20 protein-coding genes are annotated in these 18,245 nt (G+C 72.6%); 10 read left to right on the forward strand and 10 right to left on the reverse strand.

Translation table 11 applies throughout. The features are described from left to right. Positions 1-687: 687 nt before the first annotated feature. From bioD to AB0M83_RS26230, 5 genes are all read left to right on the forward strand, one after another. Entirely contained in the window at positions 688-1,413 is a 726-nt protein-coding gene (gene bioD / locus AB0M83_RS26210; RefSeq protein ID WP_364521018.1) for a dethiobiotin synthase, read from the forward strand. Between the two features lie 72 nt (positions 1,414-1,485). Further along, positions 1,486-2,499 carry a biotin synthase BioB gene (gene bioB, locus AB0M83_RS26215; RefSeq protein ID WP_364521019.1) on the forward strand — a complete coding sequence of 338 codons (1,014 nt, stop codon included), beginning with the start codon at positions 1,486-1,488 and terminating at the stop codon, positions 2,497-2,499. After that, positions 2,486-2,689: a hypothetical protein gene (locus AB0M83_RS26220; RefSeq protein ID WP_364521020.1), complete on the forward strand. Its 204-nt coding sequence runs from the start codon at positions 2,486-2,488 to the stop codon at positions 2,687-2,689. Before bioB ends, AB0M83_RS26220 begins: the two co-directional genes overlap by 14 nt. Before the next feature lie 87 nt (positions 2,690-2,776). After that, positions 2,777-3,373: a DUF2567 domain-containing protein gene (locus tag AB0M83_RS26225; protein ID WP_364521021.1), complete on the forward strand. Its 597-nt coding sequence runs from the start codon at positions 2,777-2,779 to the stop codon at positions 3,371-3,373. A 44-nt stretch (positions 3,374-3,417) separates the two neighbouring features. Beyond that, on the forward strand, positions 3,418-4,464 hold the full coding sequence (locus AB0M83_RS26230) for a M48 family metallopeptidase (protein WP_364521022.1): 1,047 nt from the start codon (positions 3,418-3,420) through the stop codon (positions 4,462-4,464). Positions 4,465-4,590: 126 nt separating this feature from the next. Here the strand turns inward: AB0M83_RS26230 and AB0M83_RS26235 are convergent, their stop codons facing one another. Further along, on the reverse strand, positions 4,591-5,307 hold the full coding sequence (locus AB0M83_RS26235; protein WP_364521023.1) for an LON peptidase substrate-binding domain-containing protein: 717 nt from the start codon (positions 5,305-5,307) through the stop codon (positions 4,591-4,593). Between the two features lie 40 nt (positions 5,308-5,347). Further along, on the reverse strand, positions 5,348-5,980 hold the full coding sequence (locus tag AB0M83_RS26240) for an NUDIX domain-containing protein (RefSeq protein ID WP_364521024.1): 633 nt from the start codon (positions 5,978-5,980) through the stop codon (positions 5,348-5,350). A gap of 111 nt (positions 5,981-6,091) precedes the next feature. Here AB0M83_RS26240 and nadA point away from each other — a divergent pair, with 111 nt between their 5' ends. From nadA to AB0M83_RS26260, 4 genes are all read left to right on the forward strand, one after another. After that, positions 6,092-7,105: a quinolinate synthase NadA gene (gene nadA, locus AB0M83_RS26245; protein ID WP_364521025.1), complete on the forward strand. Its 1,014-nt coding sequence runs from the start codon at positions 6,092-6,094 to the stop codon at positions 7,103-7,105. Then, positions 7,102-8,745: an L-aspartate oxidase gene (locus AB0M83_RS26250; protein WP_364521026.1), complete on the forward strand. Its 1,644-nt coding sequence runs from the start codon at positions 7,102-7,104 to the stop codon at positions 8,743-8,745. The genes nadA and AB0M83_RS26250 overlap by 4 nt, the downstream gene beginning before the upstream one ends. Continuing rightward, positions 8,742-9,635 (forward strand): carboxylating nicotinate-nucleotide diphosphorylase, encoded by an 894-nt coding sequence (gene nadC / locus AB0M83_RS26255; RefSeq protein ID WP_364521027.1) that lies wholly within the window; start codon positions 8,742-8,744, stop codon positions 9,633-9,635. Before AB0M83_RS26250 ends, nadC begins: the two co-directional genes overlap by 4 nt. A 117-nt stretch (positions 9,636-9,752) precedes the next feature. Then, the gene (locus AB0M83_RS26260; RefSeq protein WP_364521028.1) at positions 9,753-10,883 is read left to right on the forward strand and encodes a S8 family serine peptidase; all 1,131 of its coding nucleotides are present in this window, start codon (positions 9,753-9,755) and stop codon (positions 10,881-10,883) included. A gap of 358 nt (positions 10,884-11,241) precedes the next feature. Here AB0M83_RS26260 and AB0M83_RS26265 read toward each other — a convergent pair whose 3' ends face one another. The 6 genes from AB0M83_RS26265 to AB0M83_RS26290 form a co-directional block, all read right to left on the reverse strand. Beyond that, the gene (locus tag AB0M83_RS26265) at positions 11,242-11,607 is read right to left on the reverse strand and encodes a hypothetical protein (RefSeq protein ID WP_364521029.1); all 366 of its coding nucleotides are present in this window, start codon (positions 11,605-11,607) and stop codon (positions 11,242-11,244) included. After that, positions 11,604-12,944, reverse strand: a complete 1,341-nt coding sequence (locus AB0M83_RS26270; RefSeq protein WP_364521030.1) for an alpha/beta hydrolase — start codon at positions 12,942-12,944, stop codon at positions 11,604-11,606. The genes AB0M83_RS26265 and AB0M83_RS26270 overlap by 4 nt, the downstream gene beginning before the upstream one ends. A 43-nt stretch (positions 12,945-12,987) precedes the next feature. After that, positions 12,988-14,298, reverse strand: coding sequence for a WXG100 family type VII secretion target (locus tag AB0M83_RS26275; protein WP_364521031.1), 1,311 nt, complete (start codon positions 14,296-14,298; stop codon positions 12,988-12,990). Beyond that, positions 14,295-14,681 (reverse strand): hypothetical protein, encoded by a 387-nt coding sequence (locus AB0M83_RS26280; RefSeq protein ID WP_155541945.1) that lies wholly within the window; start codon positions 14,679-14,681, stop codon positions 14,295-14,297. The genes AB0M83_RS26275 and AB0M83_RS26280 overlap by 4 nt, the downstream gene beginning before the upstream one ends. Positions 14,682-14,882: 201 nt before the next feature. After that, the gene (locus AB0M83_RS26285) at positions 14,883-15,185 is read right to left on the reverse strand and encodes a hypothetical protein (protein WP_020644701.1); all 303 of its coding nucleotides are present in this window, start codon (positions 15,183-15,185) and stop codon (positions 14,883-14,885) included. A gap of 17 nt (positions 15,186-15,202) precedes the next feature. Beyond that, positions 15,203-15,547: a WXG100 family type VII secretion target gene (locus AB0M83_RS26290; protein WP_086856673.1), complete on the reverse strand. Its 345-nt coding sequence runs from the start codon at positions 15,545-15,547 to the stop codon at positions 15,203-15,205. Between the two features lie 254 nt (positions 15,548-15,801). On the opposite strand from AB0M83_RS26290, the gene AB0M83_RS26295 reads away from it, so the two are divergent. Further along, a complete protein-coding gene (locus AB0M83_RS26295; protein WP_364521032.1) occupies positions 15,802-17,265 on the forward strand; it encodes an AMP-binding protein in 1,464 nt (487 codons plus the stop codon). On the opposite strand, the gene AB0M83_RS26300 is transcribed toward AB0M83_RS26295, so the two are convergent. Both AB0M83_RS26300 and AB0M83_RS26305 read right to left on the reverse strand, forming a co-directional pair. Continuing rightward, positions 17,262-17,744 (reverse strand): aminoglycoside adenylyltransferase, encoded by a 483-nt coding sequence (locus AB0M83_RS26300; RefSeq protein ID WP_364521033.1) that lies wholly within the window; start codon positions 17,742-17,744, stop codon positions 17,262-17,264. The two genes, AB0M83_RS26295 and AB0M83_RS26300, sit on opposite strands and share 4 nt — an antisense overlap. Then, on the reverse strand, positions 17,744-18,187 hold the full coding sequence (locus AB0M83_RS26305; RefSeq protein WP_364521034.1) for a YdeI/OmpD-associated family protein: 444 nt from the start codon (positions 18,185-18,187) through the stop codon (positions 17,744-17,746). The genes AB0M83_RS26300 and AB0M83_RS26305 overlap by 1 nt, the downstream gene beginning before the upstream one ends. Between the last annotated feature and the right edge of the window lie 58 nt (positions 18,188-18,245).

Consider the following 18,245-nt stretch of genomic DNA (forward strand, 5'->3'; position numbering starts at 1 on the left):
GCCGGGTCCACCGGGGCCCGGCCCGCGCGGCCCGCTGTAGGCCCGGCTCCGCCGCCCGCCGCCGAGCCGGCTGCCTGGGTGCGCGAGCCGACTCTCCAGGTACGCGAGCCGACCGCCTGGGTACGCGAACCGACCTTCCAGGTGCGCGAGCCGACTGCTTGGGTACGCGAGCCGTCCCGCTGGGTACGCGAACCGACCCTTCAGGCGCGCGAGCCGACCGCTTGGGTACGCGAGCCGACCCCCTGGGTGCACGAACCGACCCCCTGGGTGCACGAACCGACCATCCAGGTACGCGAGCCGACCGTCTGAGTGCGCGAGCCGACCCTCCACGGCCCGGCCTGACTCGAATTGGTCCGGTGCGGGGCAAGTGCCCCGGCGTCGCGGGCGGATTGCGTTGCGTGAGTCCGGTTCCGTCGGCGAGTTGCGACCGGCGCCGTCGGGCCGGTGCGGCCGCGTTGCGGTGCGCCTCCGGTCGAGCCGGGTCCCGTGGCCGACTCACCCGTGGCCGGGCCCACCGGCCCCGGGCCCGCCCCCGGTCGGAGATTCGTCGCCCGGGGCCACACCTGGGCCGGGCCCCACCGCCCACGACCCGGAACCGTCGCCGACCAGGGCATCCTCCTCCGTCGCCCCGGCTCATCCGGTGCCCGCGGTGCGCACTCCCTCCCGCAGTCACTAAGTTGATGGTCCGTGACCATGCTGGTGATGACGGGGACCGGGACCGGGGTCGGCAAGACGATCACCACGGCGGCCATCGCCGCCTTGGCGGTGGCCGGTGGGCAGCGGGTGGCCGTCCTGAAGCCCGCGCAGACCGGTGTCGGCCCCGATGAGGCCGGTGACCTGCAGGACGTCGTGCGGCTCGCCGGGGACCGCGTCACCACCCGGGAGCTGCGGCGCTACCCCGACCCCCTGTCGCCGGAGGCCGCCGCGCGGCGCAGTGGCCTTCCCCCGCTCGATCCCGGGGAGATCGCGCGGGCCGCGTCCGACCTCGACACCGACCACGACCTCACCCTGATCGAAGGCGCCGGCGGCCTGCTCGTGCGCTTCGACAAAGCCGGCTCCAGCCTCGCCGACGTCGCCTGGTCGCTCGGCTCGCTCGTGATCATCGTCGCCGAGGCCGGCCTCGGCACGCTCAACGCCACCGCGCTCACCGCCGAGGTCGCCACCAAGCGCGGCCTGACCGTCGCCGGCGTCATCATCGGCTCGTGGCCGGCCGAACCGGACCTCGCGGCGCTGTCCAACCTCGAAGACCTGCCGGTCGCGGCCGGGGCGCCGCTGCTCGGCGTGCTGCCGGCCGGGCTCGGCGAGGCTTCGCCCGAGGAGTTCCTGTCCGCCGCGCGGGCCGGGCTCTCGCCGTGGTTCGGCGGCGAATTCGACCCCGAGCTCTTCGCCGGCTGCGCTTCCGCCGGGAAGTGACCTGCGTCGCTGTCGTCCCGCCGTGCCTTCGTGCACGATGAGGGACGCTTCCACCACGACCAAGGAGACGCCGTGACCGCAGTCCCGGACACCGATGTCCTCGCCTACGCGCGCGAGCACGTCCTCGAAAACGGCGTCGGCCTGGGCGAAGCCGAAGTCCTGGAGGTGCTGCGGCTGCCGGACGACCGGCTGCCCGACCTGCTCGCGCTGGCGCACGACGTGCGGATGCGCTGGTGCGGCCCCGAGGTCGAGGTCGAGGGCATCATCAGCCTCAAGACCGGCGGCTGCCCCGAAGACTGCCACTTCTGCTCGCAGTCCGGCCGCTTCCCGACGCCGGTGCGCTCGGCGTGGCTGGACATCCCGAACCTGGTCAAGGCCGCCCGGCAGACCGCCGAGACCGGCGCGACGGAGTTCTGCATCGTCGCCGCCGTCCGAGGCCCGGACAAGCGGCTGCTCTCGCAGGTCCGCGAGGGCGTGAAGGCCATCCGCGCGGACGGCAACGACATCCAGATCGCCTGCTCGCTCGGCATGCTCACGCAGGAGCAGGTCGACGAGCTCGTCGAGATGGGCGTGCACCGCTACAACCACAACCTCGAGACGGCGCGCTCGCACTTCCCTTCGGTGGTCACGACGCACACCTGGGAAGAGCGCTGGGACACGCTGCGGATGGTCGCCGACGCGGGCATGGAGGTCTGCTGCGGCGGCATCATCGGCATGGGGGAGACGGTCGAGCAGCGCGCGGAGTTCGCGGTGCAGCTGGCCGAGCTGAGCCCGCACGAGGTGCCGATGAACTTCCTCATCCCGCAGCCGGGCACGCCGTACGAGCACTACGAAATCGTCGAGGGCAAGGACGCCCTGCGGACGGTCGCGGCGTTCCGGCTCGCGATGCCGCGCACGATGCTGCGCTTCGCCGGCGGCCGTGAGCTGACGCTGGGCGACCTCGGCGCGGAGCAGGGCATGCTCGGCGGCGTCAACGCGATCATCGTCGGCAACTACCTGACCAACCTGGGCCGCCCGGCTTCGGCGGACCTGGAGATGCTCGACGAGCTCAAGATGCCCATCAAGGCGCTCAGTGACAGCCTCTGACGCTGCTTTTTGCGTCCACTGTGGACAAGAGTCGGACGGCGGTGCCGACCACCCGGCGTGCCACAACCCCCGGACGGCACTGGAGCCGCCGCGCTACTGCACGTTCTGCGCGCGGCGGCTGGTGGTCCAGGTGAGCCCGCTGGGCTGGACGGCCCGTTGCAGCCGCCACGGCGAGACGGCGAGCGGCTGACGTCGGCCGGCCGACACGGCCGGCGGCTCACCGCGCTCACGCACCGACCGGTTACGCTCGGTCGCACAGTCGCAGGAGGGAGTCCGGGTGAGTGAGTCGTCGGGGCCCGCGCACCGGCCGTCGGCCGTCGCCGGCCCGTGGTCGGTGCCCGTGCTGTTCCGGGAGCGGCGGCCGCGGGTCGTCGTCAAGGCCGACCTGCTGCCCGCCGTGAGCGTGCTCGGCACCCTCAGCCTGCTGAGCTTCCCGCTCGCCTTCGCGTGGTCGCGCCTCGCGCCGCCGGAGCGCGTGCGCATCATCGGCTCCGACGGCACCCAGGGCGCCCTCGAGCTGGAGAGCTGGCACCGCTTCGACGACCTCGCCGTCTTCGGGCTGATGACGCTCGGGCTGGGGATCGTCGTCGGCATTGTCGTCTGGTTGCTGCGTGAGCGCCGCGGACCGGTCGTGTTCCTCGCCGCCGTGCTCGGCGTCGCCCTCGCGAGCGCCCTGGCCATGCTGCTGGGCGTCGGCTGGGCGAACAGCCACTACGCCATCTCCAGCCCGCCCGCGCTCGGCTCGGTGATCGAACTGGCGCCCCGCCTGGAGTCGTGGTGGGTGCTGCTCACCGGCCCGCTCGGCGTGACGCTGGTGTACAGCCTGCTCGCCACCTGGAACGGCCGCGACGACCTCGGCCGCCGTCTGGGCTGAAGCGGTCTCCCCCTAAGCTGGTCGCTTCGATCACAGGGGGTTCAGTGACTGAAGACATCGAGGTCTCGCGGCACCACGCCGTCCGTTTCCCGGGCATCAGCCCGCGCGCCTACGAGCACCCGGTCGACCGCGGCGCGCTCGCCACGCTGCGAGCCGTGCCCGGGTTCGCCCAGGTCGTCAAGACCGTTTCGGGGTTCTACAACGAGCGCGGCGAGCGGCTGATGGCGCTGGCGTCGTCGATCCGCGTCGGGCCCAAGCAGTACCCGGAGCTCGACCGGCTGCGCCACGAGTGCGCCGAGACGCTCGACCTGCCGGCGGTGCCGAACCTGTTCGTCTACCAGGACCCGCGCATCCAGGCGGAGGCGGTCGGCATGGACGAGCCGTTCATCCGCGTCACCACCGGGCTCGTCGAGCTGATGAGCCACGAGTCCCTGCGGTTCGTGCTCGGGCACGAAATGGGGCACGTGCTGTCCGGGCACGTGGTCTACCGCACGATCATGGTGCGCCTCATCGGCCTGCAGCTGGCGATGTCGTGGACGCCGGTCAGCGCGCTCGGCCTCCGGGCGATCATCGCGGCGCTGCGCGAGTGGTTCCGCAAGGCCGAGCTGTCGTGCGACCGCGCCGGGCTGCTGTGCGGCCAGGACCCGACGGCCGCGCTGCGCGCCCAGATCCAGATCGCGGGCGGCATCGACCCGGCCCGGATCGACATCCCGTCGTTCCTGCAGCAGGCGGCCGAGTACGAGTCGGTCGAGGACATCCGCGACAGCTTCCTCAAGCTCAAGTTCGTCGAGACGGAGTCGCACCCGTTCGCGGTGGTCCGCGCGGCGCAGCTGCAGAGGTGGGCGGCGTCGGAGCAGTACCGGGCGATCCTGGCGGGCGACTACCCGCGCCGCGACGACGACACGCCGACGTCCGACTGGAAGGACGACCTCAAGTCGGCGGCGAAGTCGTACAAGGACTCGTGGAGCTCGTCGGCCGACCCGCTGACGAAGGTGTTCAGCGACGTCGGCGAAGCGGTTTCCAGCACGGCGGGCAAGGTGTGGAACAAGTTCGGCAACGGCAACGGCGCTGGGAACGGCGCCGGGGAGTGACTGTCCCCAGGGGCCCCGGTTGTGGACAACTGCGGCGGATTTCCGCTTCGCGGCCGGTTTCGTCGGGGTGGATCGATAGACTGGACCGGGGTCAGCCCCCAGGGAAGGGCGGGGCCCTGCGTGCCGTCAGTTCAGGCTGGCCGGCTTGCCGAGGTCGGTCAGTTCGCCCGGAGGCAGCGGTACCGCGCCCAGCGTGTCCAGGAAGCCCGCCTCCCGCGTCAGCAGGCGGCACGCGATGCGGAGCCGGCGCAGGGGGTGGCGTTCCTCCAGCAGCCGCTGGCGGTCTTCCAGGGGCAGCAGGCAGTCCGCGGCGAGCTGGTAGGCCAGCTCGGCCAGTTCGGTGTCCGCGTCCGGGGTGTTCCAGTCGTCGCTGCGCCACGCCGTTTCGCAGTACCGGCGGTGGGCCGTGCGGGCGACCACCGCCAGGCGCTCGGCCATGTCGCCGGCCGGGGTCACCGGGTCGTCGTCGACCCACTCCACCGACGCGATCAGGTACGGCGCCGACACGCAGTCGAGGTCGGTGAGCCGGAAGCGGCGCTGGGCCTGCGTCACGACGTCGAACCGGCCGTCCGGCAGGCGCTTCGCCTCGCGCAGCACCGTGCTGCAGCCGATCTCGTACAGCTGGTCCAGACCACGTACCTCACGGGTCAGGGACGACCGCAGGGCCACCACGCCGAACTCGCGCCCCGGCACGGTGCCGCTGACGAGGTCCGCGGTCAGCTGGCGGTACCGCGGTTCGAAGATGTGCAGCGGCAGCTTGGTTCCGGGGAGCAGAACCGTCTGCAGCGGGAACAACGGCAGCAAGGTCGTCGTCGCGTCGCTTTCCGATTCCGGCTCGGTCACGGGTCAACCGTAAGGGCAGCGCCCCCGGCCCGCAGGATGGTCACCGGTTCGGCGGCTTGAACACCGCGAACGGATCGGTGATCTGCATGCCCTTGCCAGCGAAGGAGAACAACGCCGCCGGCCGCCCGCCCGCGCGGCCCGGCGCGGCCGTGTGGCCGGTGGGAACCAGCAGGCCGCGGCGGGAGAGCACTCGCTGCAGGTTCGTCGCCGAGACGCGGTAGCCCAGCGCCGCCGAGTACAGCCCGCGCAGCGCGGAGATGGTGAACTCCTCGGGCGCGAGCGCGAACCCGAGGTTGGTGTAGGAGAGCTTCGAGCGCAGCCGGTCGCGGGCGCGCAGCACGATCGCCTCGTGGTCGAACGCCGTGCGCGGCAGCTTCGCGACGTCGTGCCACTCGGTGTCCTCGGGCACCTCGGGGTCGGCGTCGGACGGGACCAGCGCCAGGAACGCCGTCGCCACCACGCGCGGCCCGGGCACCCGGTGCGGGTCGCTGAACACCGCGAGCTGCTCGACGTGCTCGATCCGGCGGACGTCGACCTTCTCCTTGAGCTGGCGCCGGACCGACGTCTCGACGTCCTCGTCGGGCCGCAGGCGCCCGCCCGGAAGCGACCAGCGGCCGAGGTGCGGGTCGAGCGCCCGGCGCCAGAGGAGGACCCGCAGTGTGTCCGAGCGCACTTGAAGGACCGCGCCCAAAACCTCGTGGGCCAGGGGGGCCTGGGTGTTAAGATGACTTCGCACGGTTTTCGATTATAAGGCGAAAACCGGAGACAGGTCCAGGAGGGCCAGATGACCAGCACGTTGGTTCCGGAAGGCCTCACCCCGTTCGGCGGGGTCGAGGCGAACGCGGCCTGGGCGGAGGAGGTGCGGCGCCTGGCGAAGCAGCGCGACGCCGTTCTGCTCGCGCACAACTACCAGGTCCCGGAGATCCAGGACATCGCCGACCACACCGGCGACTCCCTCGCGCTCAGCCGCATCGCGGCGAGCAGCGACGCCTCCACCATCGTCTTCTGCGGCGTGCACTTCATGGCCGAGACCGCGAAGATCCTCGCGCCGGAGAAGACCGTCCTGATCCCGGACGCGCGGGCCGGCTGCTCGCTGGCCGACTCCATCACCGGCGCCGAGCTGCGCGCCTGGAAGGCCGAGCACCCGGGCGCGGTGGTCGTTTCCTACGTAAACACCACGGCCGAGGTGAAGGCCGAAACGGACATCTGCTGCACGTCCTCGAACGCGGTCGACGTCGTCGCGTCCATCCCGGCTGACCAGGAGGTTCTCTTCCTGCCGGACCAGTTCCTCGGCGCGCACGTCAAGCGCGTGACCGGCCGGGACAACATCCACGTCTGGGCCGGGGAGTGCCACGTCCACGCCGGGATCAACGGCGCCGAGCTGGCCGAGCGCGCGGCCGAAGACCCGGACGCCGACCTCTTCATCCACCCCGAGTGCGGGTGCGCGACGTCGGCGCTCTACCTGGCCGGCGAGGGCGCCGTGGCGCCGGAGCGGGTCAAGATCCTCTCGACCGGCGACATGGTCCACGAGGCTCGCGACACCAAGGCCAAGAGCGTCCTGGTGGCCACCGAGATCGGCATGATCCACCAGCTCCGCAAGGCCGCGCCGGACATCGACTTCCGCGCGGTGAACGACCGGGCGTCCTGCCGGTACATGAAGATGATCACGCCCGCCGCCCTGCTGCGGTGCCTGCGTGACGGTCTCGACGAGGTCCACGTCGACCTCGAAACGGCGTCGAAAGCGCGTGCCTCGGTGCAGCGGATGATCGAGATCGGGCAGCCTGGCGGCGGGGAATGACCACGCCGGTTAATGACCCACGGGCGAAAACCCCGGTTTGGGAAGCTCGCGCGGACCTGGTCGTGATCGGCAGCGGCGTCGCGGGGCTGACCGCGGCGCTCCGTGCCCAGAGTCTCGGGCTGCACGTCCTGGTGATCACCAAGGCGGCGGTCGAAGACGGCAACACGCGCTGGGCCCAGGGTGGCGTCGCCGTGGTCCTGGACGACGAGCACGACCTCGACGACTCGGTCGCCAAGCACGCGGAGGACACCTTCACCGCGGGCGCCGGGCTGGTCGACGAGGCCGCCGCCCGCTCGATCCTCGACGGCGGCCCGGCCGCGATCGCCCGGCTGCGGGCGGACGGCGCCACGTTCGACTCTTCGGGTGACGGCCTGCTGGCCCGGACCCGCGAGGGCGGGCACAGCGCGTTCCGCGTCATCCACGCGGGCGGTGACGCCACCGGCGCCGAGGTCGAACGCGCCCTGGTCGCGCAGGCCGGGCAGGCGCGGGTGCCGGTGCTGGAGCACCACATCGCCGTCGACGCGCTGCGCACGCCGGGCGGGCGGGTCGCGGGTGTCACCGTGCTCGACCGGAACGGCGTTCCCGGCGTCGTCCGGGCACCGGCCGTGCTGCTGGCCAGCGGCGGGATCGGGCAGCTCTACCAGGCGACGTCGAACCCGGAGATCGCCACCGGCGACGGGCTCGCGCTCGCGCTGCGGGCCGGGGCGACCGTGGCGGACATCGAGTTCGTCCAGTTCCACCCGACCGTGCTGTACACCCCGGGCGCGCGGGGACGCTGCCCGCTGGTCACCGAGGCCGTTCGCGGCGAAGGCGCGACGCTGGTCGACGGCGCCGGGCGGGCGGTCATGGCGGGCGTGCACCCGCTCGGCGACCTGGCGCCCCGTGACGTCGTCGCGGCGGCGATCACGCGCCGGATGGCTTCCGCGCCCGGCGGGGTCGACGACCACGTCTTCCTGGACGCGACGTCGATCGCGGGGTTCGCCCAGCGGTTCCCGACGGTCTTCGCGGCGTGCGCGGCGCTGGGTCTCGACCCGGCTTCGGACCCGATCCCGGTGACGCCCGCGGCGCACTTCTCGTGCGGCGGAGTGGCGACCACTGTGGACGGACGTTCGTCGGTGCCGGGGCTGTACGCCGCCGGCGAGGTGGCGCGGACCGGGCTGCACGGGGCGAACCGGTTGGCGTCCAACAGCTTGCTCGAAGGGCTGGTCGTCGGGCAGCGCGTCGCGGAGGCCGTTTCGGCGGACCTCGCGGCCGGGCTGCTGGCCGATCCTTCGCGCGGCCGGCTGCCGTCGTGGACCGCCGCGCCGGCTGCCGGTCGGGACGCGCTGCAGCGCGTGATGAGCCGGTACGCGGCGATCGGCCGGGACGCCGACGGCCTGGCAGCGGCGGTTTCCGTGCTCGACCTGTCGACTCAGGACAGTCCGTTGTGGACGCACGCGGCGGTGGAGGACGCGGCGTTGACCGTGGTGGCGCAGGCATTGCTCGCCGCGGCCGTCCGGCGCACCGAGTCGCGTGGCTGTCACGTGCGGACCGACTTCCCCGCGCCGTCCGAAACCTGGCGGCGCAGCCAGCTCATCCGGCTCAGCCCGTCCGGCCAGCCGGTGCTGGCCGACCCGATTCCCCTGGAGGGCGTGGCATGACTTTCCCGATCTCCGAACCAGTCCGGCGGCTCATCGCGGCTTCGGGTCTCGACGTCGAGGACGTGACGCGGGTGGTTTCCACCGCGCTGGGCGAGGACCTGCGCTACGGGCCGGACGCGACGACCGCCTCGACGGTTCCGGCCGACGCGACCGCGGTCGCCGAGCTGACCCCGCGCGTGGACGGCGTCGTCGCCGGGCTGCCGGTCGCGCTGGCCGTGTTCGACATGGTCCTGGGCGACGGCTACGAGGTGCTGGCCGGGCGTGAGGACGGCGAGCGGCTGGTCGCGGGGGAGCCCGCGCTGGTGCTGCGCGGTCCCGTGCGCGGGCTGCTCACGGCCGAGCGCACGGCGCTGAACCTGCTGTGCCACCTCTCCGGCGTCGCCACCGCGACCGCCGCGTGGGTGTCCGAAGTGGACGGTACCGGCTGCGCGATCCGGGACTCCCGCAAGACGTTGCCGGGGCTGCGGCTGCTGCAGAAGTACGCCGTCCGGTGCGGCGGCGGCGTGAACCACCGGCTCGGGCTGGGCGACGCTGTGCTGATCAAGGACAACCACGTCGTCGCCGCGGGTTCGGTGACCGCGGCGCTGGCCGCGGCGCGGGCGCACGCGCCGGAACTGGCCTGCGAGGTGGAGGTCGACACCCTGGCCCAGCTGGAGGAAGCGCTGGCGGCCGCGGCGGACGAGGTGCTGCTGGACAACTTCACGCCGGACGAGTGCCGGCAAGCGGTGGCGCGCCGCGACGAAGTCTCCCCGAAGACGCGGCTGGAATCCTCTGGTGGGCTCACCCTCGACCGTGGTAGGGCCTACGCCGAGTCCGGTGTGGACTATCTTTCGGTGGGCGGGCTGACCCACTCTTCACCCGCGTTGGATCTGGGCATGGACCTTCGCTGAAGGGGCTTTCCCGGGTAAACTGGCGGTGGCGGAAGTTGTTTTCCGCCACCGTCTTTTCGTTCGGGGGTTCGGGTGCGGTTACCGGCGTTGCTCGCGGTCGCGGGTCTCGTGGCAGGCGTGGCCGTGTCCGGCGCGCCGGCGGCGTTCGCCCAAGGTCAGTGCGCGAACCCGTCCGGCACCTACACCGGCGAGGTCCCGTGGGGCCAGCGCCTGGTCGACCCGGCGCGGCTCTGGCCGCTGACCCGGGGCGAGGGCCAGCTGGTGGCCGTGCTCGGCACCGGCGTCGACGAGCAGAACACGCAGTTCGCGCCCGGGCAGCTCGAAGGCGGGGCCGGCACCGAACGGTCGGACTGCGACGGCCGCGGCACGATCGCGGCCGGGATCGTCGGCGCGCAACCGGACGCGTCGACGACGTTCGCCGGCGTCGCGCCCGGCGCTCACCTGCTGCCGATCCGGTACACCGAAGGCTCGGGCTCGTCGGCGTCCGACGGCGGTGGCGACCCGGGCGCGCTGGCCGAGGCGATCGACACGGCGGTCGACCGGCACGCGAGCGTGGTCCTGATCGCGGTGCCCGCGGCGTTCGACAGCCCGGCGTTGTCCGGCACGGTCGCGCGAGCGCGTTCCCAAGGCGTGGTGGTGGTTTCGGCGGCGTCGGCGACCCAGCAGGGCGCGCGGTCGTACCCGACGGCGACGCCCGGAGTGCTGTCCGTCGGGTCGGTGAACCCCGCGGGCGAGCCGGTGCAGACCGAGGCGGGGGACTACGTCGGCGTCGCCGCGCCGGGAGCGGAGCTGGTCAGCACGTCGGCGGGGGCGGGCGGCGCGGTGGCGCACCGCTGGCCGGTGACCGACCCGGGACTGGCGGCGGCGTACGTCGCCGGCGTCGCGGCGCTGGTCCGGGCGTACCACCCGGACCTGACCGGCGACCAGGTCGTCACGCGGCTCGAGCTCACGGCGCACCGCGCGGGTTCGGGCGGCCACGACCCGCGGCTGGGCTGGGGAGTGCTGGACGCGTACGCGGCGGTGTCCTCGACGTTGCCGGCCGACGTCCCGCCGCCGGGCGCGGTTCCCGTCTCGGGTTCGGCTCCGGCGGTGATCCCGGCGGCGGCTCCGACGCCGGCGCCGTCCGACATCGCGGCGGGCACGATCGCCCTGGCCGGCGTGGCTCTCGCGGCGGCCGCCGGAGTGGCGGTGGCGGCGGTCCGCCGGGCCCGGCGCCGCGGCTGGCGCCCCTCCCGCTTCACCCCCTGACCCGTGTCGACTCCCCGATCACGCGAGTCGACCCTGCAATCACGAGTGATGCCCGCCCAATCACGCGAGATGCCCCTCTGATCACGCGAGTTACGCGCTCAATCACGCGAGTTACGCGCTCAATCACGCGAGAACCGGTTCTGAGCACGCGAGTTCGGTGTACCGGAACGGCGAACTCGCGTACCTGGACGGTCGGCTCGCGTACCTGGAGGGTCGGTTCGGCGGGACTCGCGTGCTGGAAACCGGGACTCGCGTGATTGGAGGCGGAACTCGCGTGATCAGGGAGCGATCTCGCGTGACTGGAGGGGCATCTCGTGTGATTGGAGGGGCATCACTCGTGATTGGGGGTCGACTCGGGTCAGGCGGGGACTGGGCGGGTCGAGCCGATTATTGCCACCGCGTGGCTGGCCCGGGCCACGTGGACTGTGAAGTCCGCGCCGTCGCGGCTGAAGCGGGCGATCAGCTCGCGCGGGGTGCTGCGGTCGTGGGCCTGCCAGCCCTGGCCGGCCAAAGTCGGCAGGACCACCTCGGTCAGGCTGCGCTCCGGGTCGCCCGGGTGCTCCAGGCGGACGCCGTACTGCCAGCACAGGAGGTGGCCGGGCCGGGTGGGGTCGCAGTCCAGCTCGCCGTTCACCGTCTGGTCCGCCGAGTCGCCGAACGCCGCCGCGACGTCGTCGATCACCTCGGTCAGCTCACCCGCCAGGCGGTCCAATTCGAGGCTCATCGCAGCACACCCCCGTCGTTCAGGAACTCGACGCCGTTCTCGAGGATGCCATGCGGGTCGAAGGTGCCGTTGGCCGTGGTCGGCCCGGAAGTGAGCACGCGGTACATGTTCGTCCACGACTCCGAACCCGGCTTCAGCACGTCACTGTGCGAGGAGAGACCCCACAACTGCGAGCCGTCCGCGTCGCGCCCGGTCTCCAGCTCCGTGACGCCCGGGAACGTGTCCGGGTCCGCGCCGTGCCCGATGCCGGTCCACTCCAGGCCCCACGCGTTGCCCTGGGCGATCTCGATCGGGTCGAGCGGCGCCGTCATCGAGAACCGCTGCACCCCCGCCTGGCTCGCCGGCAGGTCCGCCGGCGACCAGACGCCGTGGCCCATGCCCGCCGACTCGACGTGCAGGACGCGGTCGACGTCGAGGCCCTGCGTCTCGGCCAGCCCGACCGTCGCGCCGCCGTAGCTGTGCCCGATCGCCGTCAGCGTGACGTCGGAGCCCGCGTGGCTCGCGATCTCGCCGCGCAGGTCGTCGGTGAAGTTCTTGAGATCGGGCGCCATCGTCCGCGCGTAGCTCGCGTCCGGGCCCTGGACCACCGGGTTCTGCGGGAACACGCCGTCGGCCCAGACGACCATCGCCGTGCGCCCGGTCGGGTCCGCGGCCACCAGGCTGCGCCCGAGGCCGGCGTAGGCGTCGAAGTTGGACATCTGCGTGTTGACGCCGGGCACGAACAGCCCGACGTTGCGCGTCCCCGGCTCGATGTGCCCGACCAGCTCGGCGATCCGGCCGTTGCCTGACGGGTCGAACTTCAGGATCTGCCGGTCGTTCGCGAGGATGTCTTCGTACAGCTTGATCCGCGACCGCGACCGCGCGATCTCGTCGGCGTCGGTCAGGGCGGCGAGCCGGGTGCGCTCGGCCGTCAAAGCGTCGGCGACCTTCACGCGGTTCTCCTCGATCGCCCGCGCCCACGCGCCGGTGTCGGCCGAACCGCCGATCCCGGCGGGGTTCCCGGCCGACGGCAGGGGATCCTCCGGCAGGAGCGCCCGGTACATCGCGGCGACCTGCGCGTCGGCCCGCCGGTACCCCGCGGCCGAGGACGTCAGTCCACTTTGGAGCTTACGGAGAAGCGTCACGTCGGAGCCGAGCTTCCCGCCCAGCTCCGTCATCGTCTTTTCGAACGTCTTGGCCGCCGCGGCGGACGCGCTGACGTGGCCGAACGCGGCGGCCGGGACCTTCTCGCCCGCCACCGCCGACTGCGCCGAGGAAAGAGTGTCCGCCCGCGTGCCGAACTCGCTCGCCACGGTGTCGAGGCGGGCCGGGGCGACGCGATAGCCGGCAGCCGTCACGGCCCGCCTCCGTTCTCAGTGAGTCAAAGTGTTTCTGAGTGATTCAGTACGCTTCCGGCTCTTCGCCGATCACCGGGGGCGCGACCGGAGCCGACTGGCCCCAGACGTTCTCCGTCTCCACCAGCCACGCCGGGATCCGGCGCCCGGACCCCATGTCGCCGCCCCCGCCCATGCCCATCGGCATCATGGGCATCATCGGCATCGCGCCCTTGGCCGCCGCCGCGCCCGCGGCTCCGGCCGCGCCGCCGGCGAGCCCGGACAGGGCGTTGCCCGCGCCGCCGTCGCCGGCCAGGCCGGAGTGCGCCGCCGGGGCGTCGCCACCGCCGCCGATCCCGGCCCCGCCGGGGATGCCGCCGGCGCCACCCAGCGAAGGCGCGTCACCCCCGCCGATCGGGATGCCGCCACCGGCACCGCCCTCGACACCGGCTCCGCCGCCGCCGAGCTTCGTGCCGGGCGCTTCTTCCTTGTTTTCCTTGGGGTCCTTGCCGGTCGCCCACGACGGCACCTTCGGCATGATCGAGCCGAACCGGCCGAACGCGGCGGCCGAAGCCGCGGCGAGCCCGGCGGTGAACATGTCGCCGAACAGCGGGTTCGACGTCGGCACGGTGCCCGGCTGCTGCTGCGGCGTGCCCGTCGAGGGCAGCGGGTGCCCGTCGGTCGGCGTGACGACGACGCCGGGATCGGTGACGCCGTTGCCGACGAGCCCGGGCGAACCCGCGCTCCCGGCGCCGCCACCACCGGCGGGTGGGGCGGTGGGCGTCTGCACGGCGTTCGGCGAGGCCGGGATCGACTCTTCCGCGACGGAGTACTCGCCGGCCAGTTCGGTCATCACGACGATCGCCTTGCCGTGCGCGGAGCCGGCCGCGTTGGCGGCGGACTGCTGGGCTTCGACGTTCGCGATGGCCTGCTGGCGCTGCTGCGCCGCGGCCTGGACGACGGCGGGGGAGGAGTCCGGCGGCAGCAGCGGCGGGTTCACCGCGAGCGCGACGTCGGCGGGGGAGACGTCCGGGACCGAAACCGGCGGCGGCATCTCCTTCTTCGCCTTCACCAGCGCGTCGGCGGCGTCGTCGAGCATCACGTTCATCGCTTCGGCGGTCTTCGCCACCTTGGAGATGCCGTTCGCGAGGTCGACGATCATGTGCTGGTACTGGTCGGCGGCGCCGCCGGTCCACTGGTCCTTGAACTCGGTGAGCTCCGAATTCAGGTTGTGGGCCTGCTCGTGCAGGTGCAGCGCGGCGGACTTCCACTTGTCGGCGGCGTGCCGCGCGCTGTTCGGGTCGCCCGCCTGAAGCATCGCGTACAGCTGCTGGTGGCTGTACGCGGCGAAGTTCGTGTGCGCGGTGTTCTTCGTCATCCCTTGCGGCTCCCGTCCGAGTCACCGAGGCCCAGCAGGCCCAGTACGGGGTCGAGCAGGTTCGTGACCGCGCCCGAGTGGTGGAGGTCCCCGGCGACCGCCTCGTCGGCGTTCTGGTAGCCGTCGGCGACCGTGGTGGTGACGTCCTGCGCGAACCCGATCGCGCTGCGGACCTGGTCGAGCAGGCCCTGCATCTCCGAGACGGCGGCTCGGTGGGCGTCGGCCAGCGACCCGGCCTCGCCGAACTCGCCGAACAACAGCGGCTCTTCGCCGAGGGTCAGCAGGAAGTCGTTCGGTTTGGCCATCGCGTGGATCTGGGTTTCCAGCTCCCGCACGAAGTCCTTCAGCGATTCCAGGTGGACGTAGTACGACTGGTCGTGCATCGGGTCCCGGCTCTCTCGTCGCACGTTGGCAATCCGGCCAAAAGCAGGCCGACCCCCGAGCAGTACGCAACCGTTGCTACGGGCCGATTCGGCCGTGACTGTGGTCGGATTGGCAACAAACGGCACAGTAGGAAGGGAAAGCCGGTCGGCCGGTGCGAGCGGGGGGTTTCCCGCACCGGCCGACCGACGTCTCGGCGCGGTTCAGCCCGCGAACAGGCCCTGGTTGCGGTTCTCCAGCGACTGCTGGAGGTCGTGGGCCTCGCCGACCTTGCCGCCGAACTGCGCGATGATGGCGACGATGTCGGCGGTGGCCTGGCGCAGCCGGGTCTCCGACTGGCGAGCGGCGTCACCGGCGGAGCTGCCGGAGGCGTACCAGGTCGCGGTGATGGGCTGGAGGTTCTGGTGCAGCTGCTCCAGCTGCGAGGTGAGCGCCTTGGCCTTGGCGGCCAGGGACGCCGAGCTGTGCTGCAGCGCGGCGAAGTTGATTTCGACGACGTCGGCCATCGGTACGTCCTCTCGGATCAGGGGTTGAGGCGGGGGATCACGCCCGAGCCCTCGAGGGAGTTGCCGACCCCCTGGAAGCTCTGGTGGACGTCGGCGTCGCCGCGGCCGTAGTTCTGGTGGCTGGTGTGGACGAGCTGCGACATGGTGTCGAGCTCCTTCACGGCCACGGTCATCTTCTCCTGGAGCCGGCGCTGCAGGTCCCAGAACGCGACGGCCTGGTCACCCTTGTAGTTGCGGAGCGCCTCGGTCAGCTCGGACTCCAAGCTGGCCATCGTGGACTTGGCGTTCGTCGCGGTTTCCTCGAAACCCTGGACGGCGCGCGTCATGGCAGCGGAATCTGCCTGGAATCCCGGACTGGACATGGACGGGCCACCTCCTTCCTGAAGCGAATACCCCTGGCGCGGTGGTCCGCGCGGTGTGAAAGTCACGCTAGAAAAGAGCCTGGTCCGGTCAAACGGCACAACTGCCGGTCGTACTGACGGCACTTATACCCACAGGGGTCGCCGTGGCCGCCCGTCTGCGGTGGCAGACGGGGAAAAGCGCTGGTCAGTACCATTCTGCCGAAATTCTGAGATCCGCCCGGTAGACCCGGACACCCGGGCGAAAGGCGGTCGAGATGGTCCACCCGCAGGCACTGCTGGACGAGCTGGGGCGCGCCCCGGAAGTTCCCGCGTTCGAACACGGCTCGCGCGTCACGTCGCGCCGCGAGCTGCGGGAGCTGACCGGCCGGTTCACCGCGGGCCTGCGGGCGGCCGGGCTGGGGCCGGGTGACGGCGTCGGCATCGCCACCGCCGTCACGCCGGAGGGGTTCGCCGCGATCGTCGCCGCGCAGGTGCTCGGCTGCCGGGTCGTCGGGGTGCGGCCGGGCCTGCCGGTGCCGCAGCTGCGGCACGTTGTGAGCGACATCGACGCCCTGGTCGTCGACGCCGCGTCCGAGACGCCGGAGCTGCTCGGCACGGTCGCCGGCCTGCCGATCCTGCGGGTCGGGCCCGAGTTGCTCGCGGCGTACGAAGAGCCGGTGCCGCAAGGACGTCCGGACGACATCGCGACGGTCGTGTACACCAGCGGCAGCACCGGCGTGCCGAAGGGCGTCGCCTACGACTACCGTGCCTTGACCGAAGGCCGGGTGTGGCGGGCGCCGGTGCCCGGCTCGGCCCACGAGCGGTTCGGCGCCGGGTTCGAGCGGTTCCTGCTGTTCGGCACGCTCACCAGCGCGGTGATGCTCGAGCAGCTGGGCGTGTGCCTGCTCGCCGGCGGGACCGCGGTCGTCCCGGAGGAGCTGCCGGACTTCCCCTGGGTGCTGCCGCGGCTGCGGATCACCGCGGCGCTGATGACCGTGCCGCGGCTGCACCAGGTCCTGGACGTGCTGCGCACCGAGGACGTCGACCTGAGCGGCCTGCGGACGCTGGTCGTGGCCGGCTCGCCCGTGCCACCGCACAAGCTGGCCGAGGCGGCCGAGCTGATCGGGCCCGCGATGCACCACGCATACGGGCAGACCGAGACCGGGATGCTGACGATCTGCGGCGCCGGCGAGGGCGCCGGGTCCGTCGGGAAGGCCTGCGACACCGTCGAAATCGAGGTCCGCGACGCCGCGGGCAAGCCGCTGCCGGCCGGCTCGGAGGGCGAGGTCTGGGTGCGGACGCCGTCGGCGCTGGCCGGGTACTGGCGCGACGAGGCCACCACCGCGGACGTGCTGCGCGACGGCTGGGTGCGCACGCAGGACCTCGGTTCGCTGGACGCCGCGGGGTACCTGCACCTGTCCGGCCGGGCACGGGACGTCGTGATCGTCAACGCGGTCATCCACTACACCGGCCCGATCGAGCGGGCGATCGCGGCGCACCCGGACGTGGACCAGGCGTACGTGGTTCCGGTGCCCGACGAACAGACCGGCGAGGCGGCGCACGCGTTCGTGGTCCCGGTCCCGGGGCGCGAGCCGAACCTCGACGCGGTGCGCAAGGCCGTGGCGGCCGAGCTGGGGGAGGCGGCGGTGCCCGCGCGGTTCAGCTTCGTGGGTGCGGTTCCGATCGCTCCGTCGGGGAAGCCGGACAAGGCGGCGTTGCGGGCGTCCGTCGTGGACTAGAAGTGGGTGCGGACCCCGAAGGCCTCGCGGAGGGCGCGCATGTCCGCGAGGTCGTGGTCCGCGGGCGCGTACCCCTGGTGGAAGAAGACCTGCTGGGCCACGGAAACACAGGGCACTTCGACGCCGTCGACGCGGCCGGTGACGAAACAGCTTGCCGGGTAGGGGAAAGTCGCGCCCTCGTCGTCGGCCTGCTGGGTGGCCGAGCCGTCGCCGGCGAAGACGAGCGGGTGCAGGTCGAGTTCGCCCGCGCCGTCGGAAAGCACGAACCGGACCGGGCGGAGGTCGAGGGTTTCGCGGTAGCCGAGGCGGCTCAGCGCCGCGAGCACGGCGGGTTCCTCCTCGAGGCGGTGCAGCAGGTCCAGGTCGCGGTGGTCGCGAGTCTGGCGGCCCAGCAGGGCGTCGATGCCCCAGCCTCCGGCGAGCCACACCTGGGCCGGGCGGACCGCGTCGAGCACGCGCAGGACCGTGCCCGCGTCCATCACTTCCCGGCGCGCAGGTCGGTGATCACCTTGGCGACGCGCCGCTGCCGGGTCTCCTCGGTCTTCGCCTGGCCGATCGGGAGCACGAACCGCTGCTTCCCGCTGTAGGACAGGGCTTCGAACCGCTCCCGGGCGACCTCGTCGGCCGCGAGCGCCTCCGCCAGGTCCGGCGGGATCTCCAGTTCGCGCGGTGCCGTGTCGAGGGCGACCTCGACGTCGACCTCGTCGCCCGCGGCGACGCCGGCCTTCTCCCGGTTCTCCGCGCTCAGCGGCAGCAGGTACTGCCCGCCGCGGCTCGCGATCGTCGAGCGGTAGGTGTGCCCGCCGAGCGTCACGGTGACCGCGGGCTTCTTGCCGGCGCCGAGTGCTTCGACGACGGCGTCCGGGACCGGCAGCCCGGTCGCGGTCTTGCCGCCGAGCAGGACGGTGGTGCGGAACTCCATGGCGCGAGTATGCCCGGGAACCGCCGTGCGGGCCTCCCGGGCGGAGAGGCCCGCACGG

Origin of the sequence: Amycolatopsis sp. NPDC051106 (genome assembly GCF_040682775.1) — a bacterium.
Classification (GTDB): Bacteria; Actinomycetota; Actinomycetes; order Mycobacteriales; family Pseudonocardiaceae; genus Amycolatopsis.